Source organism: Trinickia sp. (genome assembly GCF_051961175.1).
In the GTDB taxonomy this organism is placed as follows: Bacteria; Pseudomonadota; Gammaproteobacteria; order Burkholderiales; family Burkholderiaceae; genus Trinickia.
Genome location: NZ_JBQCDN010000247.1, coordinates 1 through 14,205 on the forward strand (window position 1 = coordinate 1; position 14,205 = coordinate 14,205).

Genomic DNA, 14,205 nt, shown 5'->3' on the forward strand with positions numbered 1-14,205 from the left:
ATTCCGTACGCGGCGCTCGTGAGTCGCGCCGAGCTGATCGAGGATCAACTCGGCTTGCCGGCGCGACGCTGGGTGAAGGCGTTGCGCGAAGTCCACGCGGCGAGCGCGGCAAAGGCATCGCCGTCCAAGCCGGTCGCGTTCGCGATCTAAGTCGTTCGCCCATGGCCCGCATGGCCCCGTCCGCGCGCGCGGGCGCGGGGCGGGCATGCGCGAGCGCTCTGGCCCCGGGTCTGTCCTGCTTGACCAGTCGGGCAGCGCTCTTATACTCTTCGCAGGCTTAATAAGCTGAAGGACGCCGGTCAGCCTCGCCGCATGCGGGTTTCGGGCCGGCGCTGATCCGGGTCTCCTCCTCGAGAGGGGGTTCCGCGGGGTGATAAAGAGTAAAAGAGGAGACGTCATGGCTCACAATGCCGACGCCAATCGAGCCTCGAAACACTGGCTCTGGCTACTGGTCGTACCTTGGATCGCGATGATCTGGGTGCCGTCGTACAACAAGGTCGAACCGCAACTGGCCGGCTTCCCGTTCTTCTACTGGTACCAGCTGTTCTGGGTGCTCGTGAGTGCCGTCATCACGGGGCTCGTCTATTTCAAGACCAAAGCCAAACCGCGTTCGAGTTCGGGCGCCGCTGCCGGAGACGCTCGATGAACGCGACAGCAACATTTGTATTCGTCCTGTTTTTCATCGGGGTGACGATCCTCGGTTTCGTCGCCGCGCATTGGCGCCGGGGCGATCTGAATCATCTCGAAGAGTGGGGCCTGGGCGGCCGCCGCTTCGGCACGATCGTCACGTGGTTCCTGCTCGGCGGGGACTTGTATACGGCATATACGTTCGTGGCCGTACCGGCGCTTGTGTTCGGTGCCGGCGCGACGGGCTTTTTCGCACTGCCTTATACGATTCTCATCTATCCGTTCGCGTTCGTCGTGTTCCCGAAGCTGTGGGCCGTCGCCAAGCGCCACGGGTATGTCACGTCGGCCGACTTCGTGAGCGCCCGCTACGGCAGCCGGACGCTGGCCCTGGCCGTTGCCGTGACGGGTATCGTCGCGACGATGCCGTATATCGCCCTGCAGCTCGTCGGCATCGAAGTGGTGATCGGCGGTCTCGGTTTCGATACGACGGGCTTCGTCGGCGATCTGCCGCTGATCATCGCTTTCGCGATTCTCGCGGCCTACACGTACACGTCGGGCCTGCGTGCGCCGGCCATGATCGCCGTCGTCAAGGACTTGCTGATCTACATCACGATCATCGCGGCGATCATCGTCATTCCGGCGCAGCTCGGCGGCTTCGGTCACATCTTCAGCGTCGTGCCGCCCGCGAAGCTGCTGCTGAAGGCGCCCGATGTGACCAGCATGAACGGATATAGCGCGTATGCGACGTTGGCTGTCGGTTCGGCACTTGCCCTGTTCCTGTACCCGCACTCGGTCACGGCGATTCTCTCGTCGTCTTCGGGCAACAGCATCCGCCGCAATATGGCGATGCTGCCGGCGTATTCGCTCGTGCTGGGCTTGCTCGCCCTGCTCGGCTACATGGCGCTCGCATCCGGTGTGAAGGACATGCCCGAGTTCGCCCCGTACTTCAAGGCGTTCGGCCCGAACTTCGCGGTGCCGGCCTTGTTCCTGCACTTCTTCCCGTCGTGGTTCGTGGGCGTCGCGTTCGCGGCGATCGCGATCGGTGCACTGGTTCCGGCGGCCATCATGTCGATCGCTGCGGCGAACTTGTACACGCGCAACATCCACAAGGAGTTCGTGAACCGCAACATGTCGCACCAGCAGGAAACGGGCGTCGCCAAGCTCGTTTCGCTGATCGTCAAGGTAGGGGCCGTCGCTTTCATTCTCGGCTTGCCGCTGACTTACGCGATCCAGTTGCAGCTGCTCGGCGGGATCTGGATCATCCAGACGCTGCCTGCCATCGTGCTCGGCCTGTACACGCGTAAGCTCGACTCGCGCGGCCTGCTGGCGGGTTGGGCCGTGGGTATTGCGGTGGGCACGTGGATGGCGGGCTCGACGGGCCTCAAGAGCTCGATCTTCGCGCTCCATCTCGGGGGCTACGCCATTCCGGGCTATGCTGCGGTGTGGTCGCTCATCGTCAATCTCGTTGTCGCGATCGTCGTCAGCATTGCGGTTCGAGCGATGGGCATGAGCCATGCGGAAGACCGCACGCGCCCGGAGGATTATCTCGACGTAGTCGAAGGTTGAAGACGAACCAGGGCCCATCGCTTGCGTGATGTCGCGAGCGGCGGGTACGCTTCGCTTCAGCGCCAGGGCGGCCTACGGCCGCCCTTTTTCATGTGCGCCTCACACGTCGCTCCACTCGACCCAGTGCCGCGCTTAACTGACCATCGCCCTGTGATCCATCGCTTTCGTCCTCTTCGATGGCTTGCGGCGACGCTCGCGAGCGTCGTCGTTTCGCCGTACTACCGGTACCGCCATGCGAGCATGCTGCATGCTATTCGCGTCGGATTGGCCATGCTCGTGTCGATTCTGGTCACCACGGGCATTCACGTGCCGAACGGTATCTGGGCGTCGGTAACGGTGCTCGTCGTCATCGGCGGCTTGCAGCATCACGGCAATATCCGCAAGAAGGCGGCCGATCGAGCGCTTGGCACGATGCTCGGCGCGGTCGTGGGATTGCTGTTGATCGCGCAATTGCATCTGATCGGATCGATGCCGCTCACCTATGTGCTGATGGCGATCGCGGCTGGTGTCTGCGGGTATTACGCGATCGGCAAGGCTGGCTATATCGCGCTGCTCACGGCCATCACCATCTGCATCGTCGCCGGTCACGGCGACAGCACGATCGATACGGGGCTATGGCGGACGCTGAACGTCATGATCGGCATCGCCGTCGCACTCGCGTTTTCGTTCGCACTGCCGCTGTATGCCACCTATTCGTGGCGCTATCTGCTCGCGCGCAATCTGCGCGAGTGCGCGCGTATTCGCGCCCGAATCGCAGGCGGCCGGCCGCTCGACGTGGAGGCGCACGTCGCGGCGTTTGCCGCGCTGAACACCCGTCTGGTCAAGCTGCGTTCGCTGATGCCGTCGGTGGCGAAGGAAGTCGATATTCCGCTGAAGCGCCTGGAGGCCATCCAGCGTTTGCATCGTTCGACGCTGAGCGCGCTCGAAATGATGTCGACGAGCGCGGCGATGCATCCGTCGGCGTTGCAGGAAGCAGGGAACGAAGCCTATATGGAACGGGCTGCGATGCTCAGAATGGCACGTGCGCTGCGGTTCGGTTCCGCATCGCGCGCGGGGCAGCGGCTGGCCGCGCCGCTGCCGGGCCGGACCGGTACCGCCGGCGAAGCAACGAGCGAACGCGGGGAGCGGGTGAACGTACCGGACGACGCCTTGCCCGGGCCGCGTTGGATCGCCCAATGGTTCGGGGAGCAAATCGACGCGCTGCGGGCGTTGCTTGCCGATACCGAACCGCACTGGCATATCGAAGGGGATGCCGCGGCGCGTGCGCAGTTGCACGCCCAGCGGTGAGCCGGGCAGCAGTCAGCGCAGCCTGCATGCACTGGCACTGGCGGCAGGCGTTGAGGGGATACCGTCCATCCGCGCATCCGCCTGCCCAAGCTAAGCGCTAAGCGGGTGCGGTAGTTTCGTTGCGCACGCGGTCAGGGCTCCTTATTTTCGACGTTGACCATCCACGGCACGCCGAATTTATCGGTGACCATCCCGAATCCCTTCGCCCAGAACGTCGATTGCCAGGGGAAGCGCACCTGGCCGCCTTGCGCCAGCGCATTGAAAATCTTCGCGCCTTTTTCCACGCTATCGAGCGAGACCGAGATGCTGAAGCCCGAGTAGGTGGGCTTGGCCGTTTCGTCGGGTGCGCCGTCGGTGGCCATGAGCGTGGTCTGCCCGACCTTGAACGACGCATGCATGATGCGCTCGCCGGCTTCCCCTTCGGCCGCATGACCGCCGGGGGCTTCCTTGTTGCGCATCTTGAACGTGACCTCGGCCCCGAGCGCTTGCTCATAGAACGCGAGCGCTTCTTCACAGCGGCCGTAGAAGTGCAGATAAGGCTGTACCACCATCATCGTGACCTCCTGGGGCGAGGTTTGCCCCGTTAGCGCAGCGCGTCGATCAGCTTTTCGAGCTTGATCGCGTCGGCTGCGAACGCACGGATCCCTTCGGCGAGCTTGTCGGTTGCCATGGCGTCATCGTTCAACTGGAAGCGGAACGACGATTCGTCGATGGCGATGCGCTCGATCGGTTCATTCGTGCCCGTATCGGCCGAGAGTTTGCGCTCGACCTTCTCATCGCTGTCGTGCAGCTTTTGCAGCAGCTCGGGGCTGATCGTCAGCAAGTCGCAGCCGGCCAGCTCCACGATTTGACTCGTGTTGCGGAAGCTGGCGCCCATGACTTCGGTCTGGTAGCCGAAGTGCTTGTAGTAAGCATAGATGCGGCGCACCGATTGCACGCCCGGATCGTTCGCGCCGCCCATCTTGGCATCGTCCCAGTCGCTGCCGGCTTGCTTCTTGTACCAATCGTAGATGCGCCCGACGAACGGCGAGATCAGCTTCGCGCCCGCCTCGGCGCAGGCCGCCGCTTGCACGGGGGAGAACAGCAGCGTCATGTTGCAGTTCACGCCTTCCTTTTGCAGCACCTCGGCCGCGCGCACGCCTTCCCAGGTGGACGCGAGCTTGATCAGCACCCGTTCGCGTTCGATACCGGCCGCTTCGTACAGCTTGATCAGTTCGTGCCCTTTGTCGATCGAACGCTTGGTGTCGAACGACAGGCGCGCGTCCACTTCGGTCGACACGCGTCCGGGAATGATCTTGAGGATTTCGCAGCCGAAGGCGATCAGCAAATGATCGATGATGGCCGTGGCGGGCTTGCTCGCATGCTCGCGCACGGTTTTCTCGAGCAGCGGCTTGTAGGCGTCTTTTTGCACCGCCTTCAGGATCAGCGACGGATTGGTCGTGGCGTCACGCGGCTTATATTGTACGAACTGCTGGAAGTCGCCCGTATCCGCGACGACGGTCGTGTACTGCTTCAATTGTTCGAGAGCATTAGTCATGGTCGATTCTCTCTGACGCGGAGCGCCTTTGATATTGGGTTGGACGAGGGTCGCACCGCTAAAACGGCGCGACCCGCTGCAAATGAGACTATTTTAGGCCCGTACCGTTCAGGCCGCGACTGCGGGTGAAAACGCACGCGGCAACGCAGGGGTTTTTACGTACGTCGCGCATTGAGGATGACTTGCGTGACGACGCCCGCCACGAGGCCCCAGAACGCCGAGCCGATCGATAGCAGCGTGAGTCCGGAGGCCGTCACCATGAACGTGACGAGGGCCGCTTCGCGCTCGCGCACGCTGCTCATCGCGTTGGTCAGGCCGCTCATGATCGAGCCAAAGAGCGCGAGGGCGGCCACCGAAACGACGAGCGCTTTCGGCAGCGCGGCGAACAAGGCGGCAATCGTCGCACCGAAGATACCGGCGACGAGATAAAACAATCCGCACCAGATCGCGGCCGTATAGCGCTTGTGGCGGTCCTCATGCGCTTCGGGGCCCGTGCAGATCGCGGCGGTGATGGCAGCGAGCGTGATGCCGTGCGAGCCGAACGGCGCCAGCAGCAACGAGGCGACGCCTGTTGTCGAGATAAGCGGTGTGGACGGCGTTTGATAGCCGTCGGCGCGCAGTACCGCGAGCCCGGGCATGTTCTGCGACGCCATCGCGACCACGAACAGCGGCACGCCGAGGCTGACGGCGGCGGATAGAGAGAAGTGCGGCATCGTGAAGACAGGATGCGCGAGCGCGACATGCAAGCGGCTGAAATCGATGAGCCCGAGCGCGGTGGCGACTGCCGAGCCGACAACGAGTGTCGTCAAGATCGCATAGCGCGGCAAGAGGCGTTTCATGAACAGATAGACGAAGAACATCGTCAGCACGAGCGTGGTCTGGTATTGCGCCGCGTGAAAGATCTCGATGCCGATCTCGAACAGGATGCCGGCGAGCAGGGCCGATGCAATGCCGGCCGGCACACGCTTCATCAGGGCGTCGAACCAACCGGTCAGCCCGACGGCGGTGATCAAGACAGCGCAGACGATGTAGGCGCCGATTGCATCCGCGTACGGCACATGGGGCAGCGCGGCAATCAGCAGGGCGGCGCCGGGCGTCGAATAGGCGACCACCACGGGTGTACGAAAGCGCAGCGACAGCAAGATCGTCGAGAACGCCATCCCGATCGACAGCGCCCAGATCCACGAGGAGACCTGCGCATCGGAGAGCTGAGCGGCGCGTCCGGCTTGGAACACGAGTACGAGCGAGCTCGTATAGCCGGTCATCATGGCGACGAAGCCCGCGACGATCGCATGCAGCGAGGTATCGGCGAGCGGTTGAAGGAGCGCGCGGCGCAGCGGGGTCGAGCCGGACAAATCGGGTGTGGAAGGGGAGGTCATCGGGTTAAAACAGGTTTCGAGCGCCGCGGGCGGCCTAAGCGAGCGTTATTTGCTGAGTTTGCGTATCGCCGTTTCGAGTCCGGCGAGCGTCAACGGATACATACGCTCGCCGAGCAATTGACGGATGATCGACACCGACTGGCGATATTCCCACAATCCTTCCGGTTCGGGATTGAGCCAGGCGTGATGCGGGAAGCGATCGGCGAGGCGGCGCAGCCATACGGCTCCGGCCTCGGGGTTGTTGTATTCGACGGAGCCGCCGGCCTGCAACACTTCATAGGGGCTCATCGTCGCGTCGCCGACGACGATGAGCTTGTAGTCGGGCGTGTACTTGTGCAGCAAGTCCCACGTCGGCATCCGTTCGACGTGACGGCGCCGGTTGTTCTTCCAAAGATGATCGTAGACGCAATTGTGGAAGTAATAAAACTCGAGGTGCTTGAATTCGGCCTTCGCGGCCGAGAACAGCTCTTCGGTGCGCATGATGTGATCGTCCATCGAGCCGCCCACGTCGAGCAGCATCAGCACCTTTACCGTGTTGTGCCGCTCGGGCACCATCTTCAGGTCGAGCCAGCCCGCGTTGGCCGCGGTGCTGCGGATCGTGTCGGGCAAGTCGAGCTCTTCGGCCGCGCCTTCGCGCGCGAAGCGGCGCAGCCGCCGCAGCGCGACTTTGATGTTGCGCGTGCCGATTTCGACCTGATCGTCGTAATCGCGGTAGGCGCGGGCCTCCCAGACTTTGACGGCCGTTCGATTGCCGGCCGATTTCCCGCCGATACGAACGCCTTCCGGGTTGTAGCCGCCATTGCCGAACGGCGAGGTGCCGCCCGTGCCGATCCACTTGCTGCCGCCTTCGTGGCGTTCCTTTTGCTCGTCGAACAGTTCCTTGAGCCGCTCCATCAGCTTGTCGAGCCCGCCCATCGCCTCGATCTGCGCTTTTTCCTCGTCTGTCAGCTGGCGGCGCAAGCGCTGCTCGAGCCAGTCGAGCGGCAGCTCGAAGGCTTCGTCGGTCAGTTGCTGTACGCCGCGGAAGTAGGCGCCGAACGCTTGATCGAACTTGTCGAAGTAGCGTTCGTCCTTGATCAGCGTGAGGCGCGCGAGATAGTAGAAATCGTCGAGCGAGGGGGCGATGACGCGCTCGCGCAACGCTTCAACGAGTGTCAGATATTCCTTGACCGACACCGGCAACTGAGCCGCACGCAGCGTATAGAAAAAGTCGATCAGCATGCCGATGTCTCTGTATGCGCGGTGGCCGGGCGGCGCCGCACGGGCCGGGGGTTAGCGGTTGTGGCGATTCATGTAGACCAGGCGTTCGAAGAGGCTCAGGTCCTGCTCGTTCTTCAGCAGCGCGCCGGCGAGCGGCGGCACGATCTGCTTCTGATCGGGCGAATGCAGCGCTTCAGCCGGGATATCTTCGGCAAGCAGCAGCTTGAGCCAGTCGAGCAGTTCCGAGGTGGACGGCTTCTTCTTCAACCCCGAAACGCCGCGCAAGTCGTAGAAGCTTGCCAGCGCCGCGCGCAGCAGTTCCTCGCGGATGTTCGGGTAGTGGACATCGACGATACGCTGCATCGTCGATGGATCCGGGAATTGGATGTAGTGGAAGAAGCAGCGGCGCAGGAACGCATCGGGCAGCTCTTTTTCGTTGTTCGACGTGATGACGACGAGCGGCCGATGCCGGGCGCGCACGACCTCGCGCGTCTCGTAGACATGGAATTCCATGCGGTCGAGCTCGCGCAGCAGATCGTTCGGAAATTCGATATCGGCCTTGTCGATTTCGTCGATAAGCAGCACGGCCGGGACATCCGATTCGAAGGCCTGCCAGAGCACGCCCTTGACGATGTAGTTCGCGATGTCCTTGACGCGGGCCTCGCCGAGCTGGGAATCGCGCAGGCGCGAGACGGCGTCGTACTCGTACAGGCCCTGCTGCGCTTTCGTGGTCGATTTGATGTGCCACTGATAGAGCGGCATGCCGAGCGAGGCCGCGACTTCCTCGGCGAGCATCGTTTTGCCCGTGCCCGGCTCGCCCTTGATCAACAGCGGACGCTTGAGCGTCATCGCGGCGTTGACGGCGAGTTTGAGATCGTCGGTGGCGACGTACTGCGACGAACCTTCGAAGCGCATGGCAGTCTGCTCGTTCGAAAAAAACCCAGTATAAGTCAGAAGGGCTGGCCGACTCGGCCGCGCGGCTTTATCGTGTCGGACCGCTTGCGTGAAGCAAACGGCCGGGCTCTGCCGGGTGGACGCCCAGCCGAGCGGCGCGGTACAATTGCCGCGATTTTTTTGGCCGCTCGTTGCGATTTCGACAACAAGAACGGCGCAGCGCCATTTGCCCGCAGGCTTTTAGCGGGCGCTCGTTTCCCCTCAAGCCAGGTTAGAACCTATGAACTCTTTCGTCGGCAAACATGTCGTGACCGCAGCGCTCGCCGCGCTTGCGGGGTTTGCGGTGAGCGCGCAGGCGGCCGATGTCGTCGGCAACGCCAAGGCGGGCCAGGGCAAGGTCGCGATGTGTATCGGTTGCCACGGCATTCCCGAGTACCGGACGGCGTTCCCCGAGGTCTATCGCGTGCCGAAGCTCGGCGGCCAGAATCAGCAATACCTCGAAAACGCGCTGCACGAGTACAAGAAGGGCGATCGCCACTTCGGGACGATGCGCGCGGTCGCGTCCTCGCTGTCGGATCAGGACATCGCCGATATCGCTGCGTACTACGCGTCGCAAACGGCATCGTCGCCGAACAATCCCGACAAGTGACCGTCTCGACGGCCTCGACGGCCGCTTTCAGCTACCTCATTTCGCGGGATAGGAGAATTCATGAACAAGCCTGATCAGGCACTGCGCTTCGTCGCCAAGGCTGCAGGGGCAGCGCTCGTTGCGGCCGTGGGCGCGATCGGTACGGCCCATGCGGCCAGCGTCGACAACGGCAAGGCGCTCGTCGAATCGCATAACTGCGCGGCTTGCCACGGGGCCACCTTCACCAAGCCCGTCAGCGGCGACTACCCGAAGTTGGCCGGGCAGCACGCCGATTACATCTACTGGGCGCTGCGCGCGTACCAGACGGGCACGGGCAACCCGGATTTCGGCCGCAGCAACGCAATCATGCAGGCGCAGGTGCAGAGCTTGTCGCTGAGCGACATGAAGGATATCGGCGCGTACCTCGAATCGCTGCCGGGCGATCTGGTCGACAAGAAGTAAGGACGCACGCGTCGGGCCGCGCCTGGCTGCGGCTACGACTTTCTCAAGCGCGAAATCCCCCCCCGCGCTTGAACGCAAAAACCCGCTTTGGCGGGTTTTTTGTTGCCGATTGGTTGCGGATTTGTTGCGTTTGATCAACGTGCGACAACGTGTCGCAGGGCCGGCAAATGCGGCACGCGCGGCATGCGCGATCGAGGTGGCACGTGAGCTGCCTCGATCAATCCCGCGATGCGCGGCGCTCGATGCGAGCGAGATAGGCGTCCGTGTCGGGCGGCGTATTGGTGCGCTGCGCTTCCCAGATCGTTTCTCCGAGGCAATCCATGATTGCGTGCTGCGCCTCGTGCGTCGAACCGAGGCGCGCGGCAAGCCGCTCATGGGCCGCCCGAATGCCCGGGGGCTGATCGATCGAAAGCTGTTCGCTGATCGCGAGATGCATCGACAGATGCAGGAACGGGTTCGTGCGTCCGGCCTCAGGCGAATAATCGGCCGAGGCCGTTGCCTCGTCGGCGAGTTCGGCGTGGTATTCGGGGTGCTCGACGATCCAATCGGCGGCGATCGCTTCGAGCGGCGTGAGAATGTCGCCCGCGCGCTGCTTGCGCCAGGTATCGATGAAAAAGCGTCGGACTTCGTCGCGGCTCGGGTTGAACATCGTAGGGATCGATCTTTCGGTTCAAGGGCTCAATGCAATGGTGCGGGCGCCTCGCGCGGCGCTTTCGCGCCTGCCGCGGACGGCCGATGCGGCATTTTACGCTGGCCGTGCCGTGCAGTGCCGTGCGGTGCGGTGCGGTGTGGTGTGGTGCGGTGCGGTGCGGTGCGGTGCGGTGCGGTGCGGTGCGGTGCGGTGCGGTGCGACGCCGAAGCCGAAGCCGAAGCCGAAGCCGAAGCCGAAGCCGAAGCCGAAGCCGAAGCCGAAGCCCCGTTCCCCACGCGCGGGTAGAATCCACGAGGGCTTGGCAGGCTGCCGCACTCGGGTTGTTCGCCGAGCGCGGCCGCTAGCGGATGCACCGCTTAGCGGCAAGCAGCGGTGGAGCACCCACTAAACAGCCGGCGACATCAACGACTCATCCACGGCTACAACAGCGACTTCGACCTTTCCCGATGCCTGCTCCTGACACTCATTCCCGCGCCGAGACAGTGCGCGGCGCGTTGCTCGTGGCATTGTCCGCCAGTGCATTCGGCGCGATGGCGATCTTTGGCCGCTACGCCTATGCCGGCGGCACCGATGTGCTCGGGCTGCTCACGCTGCGCTTTCTCATCGGCGGCGCAGTGCTGGCCGCCGTTGCGCACCACCGAGGCGTGATCTGGCCGCGCGGCCGGGCACTCGCGGGCATCGTGGCAATGGGCGCGCTCGGCTATGTCGGCCAATCGCTGTGTTATTTCATCGCGCTACAGCACGCGCAAGCCAGCCTCGTCGCGCTGCTGCTCTATCTGTATCCCGCCTTCGTCACGCTGCTGGCGGCGCTCTGGCTTGGTGAACGATTGACGCGCGTGAAAGCCGCCGCGCTCGTGCTGTGCCTCGGCGGCTCCGCGCTGATGGTGGGCGGCGGGCACGGCGATCCGCTCGGCATCGCGCTCGCGCTGGCCGCGGCCGTGGTCTATTCGCTGTACATCGTGGCCGGCGCGCGCGTGACCCGCGGGGTCGATCCGCTGGCCACTACGGCTGTCGTCTGTTTGTCGGCGGCCGGTGTGTTCTGCTGCGGATCGATCGTCCGCACGCTTGCCGGCGCGCCGCCGCATCTGCCTGCCACGCCGCTTGCATGGGCGGCCCTTGTCGCCATCGCGCTCGTCTCGACGGTCACCGCCATGCTCGCGTTCTTCGCCGGCCTGACGCGGCTCGGTGCGGCACGCACGTCGATGCTTTCGACGCTCGAGCCCGTCGTCACGGTGTTGCTCGCGGCGGTCTTGCTCGGCGAGCGCTTATCGGCGTTGCAGTGGTGCGGCGGCGCGGCCGTGCTCGCCGCGGTGCTGTGGCTCGTGCGCGCCGGGGGCGGCCCGCGGGACGAGGCCGTCTCGCTCGAAGCCAGCCTTTAGATCGGCACCCGGCTACAGGTTCCAACCTTCGGTACACGCTACGCGGTACGCGCGAGGCCCCGTCCTCACCCAGAGACGCAGCGCGCGCCGTGCGGGATCGATTGCGGATCGAAGTAGGCCGGGTTGGGCCGGAAGCGGCGGAACCGGTCCGGATATCAATCAGAGTTCGGGCGGTGGTGTTTTCGGCCTGAATTCGCACAGCGGCTCGATCGTGCAATGCCAGCATTCGGGCCGGCGCGCCTTGCAAACATAGCGGCCATGCAAGATGAGCCAATGGTGCGCATCGTGGCGAAACTCGGGCGGCGTGAACTTTTCGAGCGCGGCTTCGACGGCGCGCACATCCTTGCCGGGCGCGAGTCCCGTCCGGTTCGCCACGCGGAAAATATGCGTGTCGACGGCGATCGTCGGCTGCCCGAATGCCGTGTTGAGGACGACATTGGCCGTTTTGCGGCCGACGCCGGGCAGGCTTTCGAGCGCTTCGCGCTCGGCCGGCACTTCGCCGCCATACTGTTCGAGCAAGATGCGGCAGATGGCGATGACGTTCTTCGCCTTGGTCCGGTACAGCCCGATCGTCTTGATGTAGTCGGTCACGCCCGCTTCGCCGAGCGCAAGCAGCGTTTGCGGCGTGTTCGCCACCGGAAACATCTTGCGCGTGGCCTTGTTGACCGACACGTCCGTCGCCTGTGCCGACAACATCACGGCAATCAGCAACTCGAACGGCGTTTGATACTCGAGCTCGGTCGTGGGATGCGGATTGAGGCTGCGCAGCGTCTCGTAGATGGCGCGTCGTTTTTGTGCGTTCATGCGGCGCTCGGGCGGGCGGTGGCGGAAAAGAGATCAGTGTTCGTCGGGATCGGGGGCGTGATCGGATGCCTGACCGGGCGGCGTGTTCGAGGTGTCGAGGCGCTCGCGGCGGGCATCGGCCGCATCGATTTGCGCCTGTACGTCGGGGCTCACGTTGGCGACATTTTTCGGAGCAACGCCTTGTGCCGCGAGCGCCTCTTTCTTTTGGCGCGCACGCTCGAGCGCCGCCTGGATGATGGCGCGTTTCCTGGCCGCTTCGTCGTCTTCCGGCGCCGTCATGCCGGGCGCTTTCGAGCCGGCGGCGGCCTCGGCGCGGCGGGCGGCCGCGCGGGCTTCGGCGGCCCGCCGCTCGCGCTCGAGCCGCGCCGTGCGCCGGTCGTGCCGCAGGCGCGCCGCCTCGGCCTGAGCGGGGCTCCAGGCATCCCAGCCGGTGCGTTCTCCCGTCACGGGCTTCATGTCGATGCAATCGACGGGGCACGGCGGCACACACAAGTCGCAGCCCGTGCACAGTTCGGCGACGACCGTATGCATGAGTTTGGGCGCGCCGACGATCGCATCGACAGGGCATGCCTGCATGCAGAGGGTGCAGCCGATGCAGAGCGTTTCGTCGATGACGGCCAGCGGGCGCGGCCGTTCCTCGCCGTTGACGGGGTTCAAGGGGATCACGGGTTGGCCGAGCAGGGCGGCCAGGCGCGCGATGCCTTGTGCGCCGCCGGGCGGGCATTGGTTATAGCCGGCCTCGCCGCGGGCGACGGCTTGCGCATAAGGGCGGCAGCCGTCATAGCCGCACTTCGTGCATTGCGTTTGGGGAAGCAGATCCTCGATGCGGTCTGCGAGAGTTACACGATCGGTCACGTTGAGAACGTCTGGAAGCTTGCGGGCGGCGTTAAGCGCCGCCCACGCACGATGAGCGACGAGCGGGCCGCCGGTGCGCATCGCGTGCGGGAAAAGAGGCCATTATCGCCGATTTCCCGGATTGCCATTGGTCACCCTTGTGCCATAATCGAAGCGCTTTTTCGCACGAGACGCACGGAATTTCCCAGAAAAATGGCGCGCTCGTTCACGCTGCCGGCGTAGGGTCGAGGAGGGCCGGCCGCGTGACGGGGCAACGCGGCTCACGAAGCAAAAAGGCCACCATGAATCAAGCGAAAATCAAAAGAGATCCAGAAGGCACGCGGCGCCGTATTCTGCTTGCGGCGGCCGAAGAATTTGCAAATGGTGGTTTGTTCGGCGCGCGCGTCGATCAAATTGCCCGGCGGGCGGAGACGAACGAGCGCATGCTCTATTACTACTTCGGTAGCAAAGAGCAGCTTTTCACGGCGGTACTCGAGCACGCTTTCAGCGCACTCACGGAGGCGGAAAAAACGCTCGATCTGAACGGCGTTGCCCCTATCGAAGCCATTACGCGGCTCGCGCATTTCGTGTGGGACTACTATCGCGATCATCCTGACTTGCTGCGTCTCATCAACAACGAAAATCTGCATGAGGCGCGTTACATCCAGCGGTCATCGCGTATCCGCGAATTGATTTCGCCGTTGGTGGCGACGCTGTCGTCGATTCTCGATCGCGGGCAACGTGCGGGCCTTTTCCGCGCCAACGTCGATCCTTTGCGGCTGTACGTCACGTTGTCGGGGCTCGGCTACTACATCGTCTCGAACCGCTTCACGCTCGAAGCTTCGTTGGGCCGCGATTTCAGCTCGGCATCCGAGCGCGCCGAGATGGTTCGCTTGAACACCGAGCTGCTGCTCGCCTATCTGATGCGCAAATAGGCGGGCAGGACCGCGCCAGCC

At 64.0% G+C, this 14,205-nt stretch carries 16 protein-coding genes; 7 read left to right on the forward strand and 9 right to left on the reverse strand.

The features are described 5' to 3' along the window. The first annotated feature begins 397 nt into the window (after positions 1–397). The 3 genes from ACTHL0_RS15025 (at position 398) to ACTHL0_RS15035 (ending at position 3,480) form a co-directional block, all read left to right on the forward strand. On the forward strand, positions 398–646 hold the full coding sequence (locus tag ACTHL0_RS15025) for a DUF3311 domain-containing protein (protein WP_440567607.1): 249 nt from the start codon (positions 398–400) through the stop codon (positions 644–646). Then, positions 643–2,193, forward strand: coding sequence for a monocarboxylate uptake permease MctP (gene mctP / locus ACTHL0_RS15030; protein ID WP_440567608.1), 1,551 nt, complete (start codon positions 643–645; stop codon positions 2,191–2,193). Before ACTHL0_RS15025 ends, mctP begins: the two co-directional genes overlap by 4 nt. 90 nt (positions 2,194–2,283) lie before the next feature. Continuing rightward, positions 2,284–3,480, forward strand: a complete 1,197-nt coding sequence (locus ACTHL0_RS15035; protein ID WP_440567609.1) for an FUSC family protein — start codon at positions 2,284–2,286, stop codon at positions 3,478–3,480. 131 nt (positions 3,481–3,611) lie between these two features. On the opposite strand, the gene ACTHL0_RS15040 is transcribed toward ACTHL0_RS15035, so the two are convergent. From ACTHL0_RS15040 to ACTHL0_RS15060, 5 genes are all read right to left on the reverse strand, one after another. Continuing rightward, positions 3,612–4,031 (reverse strand): VOC family protein, encoded by a 420-nt coding sequence (locus tag ACTHL0_RS15040; RefSeq protein WP_440567632.1) that lies wholly within the window; start codon positions 4,029–4,031, stop codon positions 3,612–3,614. Positions 4,032–4,063: 32 nt separating this feature from the next. Next, positions 4,064–5,017 (reverse strand): transaldolase, encoded by a 954-nt coding sequence (gene tal, locus ACTHL0_RS15045; protein ID WP_440567610.1) that lies wholly within the window; start codon positions 5,015–5,017, stop codon positions 4,064–4,066. 155 nt (positions 5,018–5,172) lie between these two features. Beyond that, positions 5,173–6,396 carry a benzoate/H(+) symporter BenE family transporter gene (locus tag ACTHL0_RS15050; RefSeq protein WP_440567611.1) on the reverse strand — a complete coding sequence of 408 codons (1,224 nt, stop codon included), beginning with the start codon at positions 6,394–6,396 and terminating at the stop codon, positions 5,173–5,175. Between the two features lie 45 nt (positions 6,397–6,441). Further along, the gene (locus ACTHL0_RS15055) at positions 6,442–7,617 is read right to left on the reverse strand and encodes a vWA domain-containing protein (protein WP_440567612.1); all 1,176 of its coding nucleotides are present in this window, start codon (positions 7,615–7,617) and stop codon (positions 6,442–6,444) included. 51 nt (positions 7,618–7,668) lie between these two features. Continuing rightward, positions 7,669–8,511 carry an AAA family ATPase gene (locus ACTHL0_RS15060; protein WP_440567613.1) on the reverse strand — a complete coding sequence of 281 codons (843 nt, stop codon included), beginning with the start codon at positions 8,509–8,511 and terminating at the stop codon, positions 7,669–7,671. Between the two features lie 259 nt (positions 8,512–8,770). On the opposite strand from ACTHL0_RS15060, the gene ACTHL0_RS15065 reads away from it, so the two are divergent. Then, complete coding sequence (locus ACTHL0_RS15065) at positions 8,771–9,139, forward strand: c-type cytochrome (protein ID WP_440567614.1); 369 nt, start codon at positions 8,771–8,773, stop codon at positions 9,137–9,139. Between the two features lie 60 nt (positions 9,140–9,199). Next, positions 9,200–9,580 (forward strand): c-type cytochrome, encoded by a 381-nt coding sequence (locus tag ACTHL0_RS15070; protein WP_440567615.1) that lies wholly within the window; start codon positions 9,200–9,202, stop codon positions 9,578–9,580. Positions 9,581–9,797: 217 nt separating this feature from the next. Here ACTHL0_RS15070 and ACTHL0_RS15075 read toward each other — a convergent pair whose 3' ends face one another. Continuing rightward, positions 9,798–10,229, reverse strand: a complete 432-nt coding sequence (locus tag ACTHL0_RS15075) for a DUF1841 family protein (protein ID WP_440567616.1) — start codon at positions 10,227–10,229, stop codon at positions 9,798–9,800. 96 nt (positions 10,230–10,325) lie between these two features. Further along, positions 10,326–10,547 (reverse strand): hypothetical protein, encoded by a 222-nt coding sequence (locus ACTHL0_RS15080; RefSeq protein ID WP_440567617.1) that lies wholly within the window; start codon positions 10,545–10,547, stop codon positions 10,326–10,328. A gap of 131 nt (positions 10,548–10,678) precedes the next feature. On the opposite strand from ACTHL0_RS15080, the gene ACTHL0_RS15085 reads away from it, so the two are divergent. Continuing rightward, positions 10,679–11,611 (forward strand): DMT family transporter, encoded by a 933-nt coding sequence (locus ACTHL0_RS15085; protein ID WP_440567618.1) that lies wholly within the window; start codon positions 10,679–10,681, stop codon positions 11,609–11,611. A 159-nt stretch (positions 11,612–11,770) separates the two neighbouring features. Here the strand turns inward: ACTHL0_RS15085 and nth are convergent, their stop codons facing one another. Both nth and rsxB read right to left on the reverse strand, forming a co-directional pair. Next, a complete protein-coding gene (nth, locus tag ACTHL0_RS15090) occupies positions 11,771–12,415 on the reverse strand; it encodes an endonuclease III (RefSeq protein WP_440567619.1) in 645 nt (214 codons plus the stop codon). A 33-nt stretch (positions 12,416–12,448) separates the two neighbouring features. Continuing rightward, complete coding sequence (gene rsxB, locus ACTHL0_RS15095) at positions 12,449–13,270, reverse strand: electron transport complex subunit RsxB (RefSeq protein ID WP_440567620.1); 822 nt, start codon at positions 13,268–13,270, stop codon at positions 12,449–12,451. A gap of 281 nt (positions 13,271–13,551) precedes the next feature. On the opposite strand from rsxB, the gene ACTHL0_RS15100 reads away from it, so the two are divergent. Continuing rightward, positions 13,552–14,184: a TetR/AcrR family transcriptional regulator gene (locus ACTHL0_RS15100; RefSeq protein WP_440567621.1), complete on the forward strand. Its 633-nt coding sequence runs from the start codon at positions 13,552–13,554 to the stop codon at positions 14,182–14,184. Positions 14,185–14,205: the final 21 nt, after the last annotated feature.

What these genes read in the sequence shown, in the direction of transcription:
- ACTHL0_RS15050 (WP_440567611.1), bottom strand. Translation starts at nt 6,396, where the DNA reads ATGACCTCCCCTTCCACACCCGATTTGTCCGGCTCGACCCCGCTGCGC.
- ACTHL0_RS15025 (WP_440567607.1), top strand. Translation starts at nt 398, where the DNA reads ATGGCTCACAATGCCGACGCCAATCGAGCCTCGAAACACTGGCTCTGG.
- tal (WP_440567610.1), bottom strand. Translation starts at nt 5,017, where the DNA reads ATGACTAATGCTCTCGAACAATTGAAGCAGTACACGACCGTCGTCGCG.
- nth (WP_440567619.1), bottom strand. Translation starts at nt 12,415, where the DNA reads ATGAACGCACAAAAACGACGCGCCATCTACGAGACGCTGCGCAGCCTC.
- ACTHL0_RS15085 (WP_440567618.1), top strand. Translation starts at nt 10,679, where the DNA reads ATGCCTGCTCCTGACACTCATTCCCGCGCCGAGACAGTGCGCGGCGCG.
- mctP (WP_440567608.1), top strand. Translation starts at nt 643, where the DNA reads ATGAACGCGACAGCAACATTTGTATTCGTCCTGTTTTTCATCGGGGTG.
- ACTHL0_RS15055 (WP_440567612.1), bottom strand. Translation starts at nt 7,617, where the DNA reads ATGCTGATCGACTTTTTCTATACGCTGCGTGCGGCTCAGTTGCCGGTG.
- ACTHL0_RS15070 (WP_440567615.1), top strand. Translation starts at nt 9,200, where the DNA reads ATGAACAAGCCTGATCAGGCACTGCGCTTCGTCGCCAAGGCTGCAGGG.
- ACTHL0_RS15100 (WP_440567621.1), top strand. Translation starts at nt 13,552, where the DNA reads ATGAATCAAGCGAAAATCAAAAGAGATCCAGAAGGCACGCGGCGCCGT.
- ACTHL0_RS15060 (WP_440567613.1), bottom strand. Translation starts at nt 8,511, where the DNA reads ATGCGCTTCGAAGGTTCGTCGCAGTACGTCGCCACCGACGATCTCAAA.
- ACTHL0_RS15065 (WP_440567614.1), top strand. Translation starts at nt 8,771, where the DNA reads ATGAACTCTTTCGTCGGCAAACATGTCGTGACCGCAGCGCTCGCCGCG.
- ACTHL0_RS15035 (WP_440567609.1), top strand. Translation starts at nt 2,284, where the DNA reads ATGTGCGCCTCACACGTCGCTCCACTCGACCCAGTGCCGCGCTTAACT.
- ACTHL0_RS15075 (WP_440567616.1), bottom strand. Translation starts at nt 10,229, where the DNA reads ATGTTCAACCCGAGCCGCGACGAAGTCCGACGCTTTTTCATCGATACC.
- ACTHL0_RS15040 (WP_440567632.1), bottom strand. Translation starts at nt 4,031, where the DNA reads ATGGTGGTACAGCCTTATCTGCACTTCTACGGCCGCTGTGAAGAAGCG.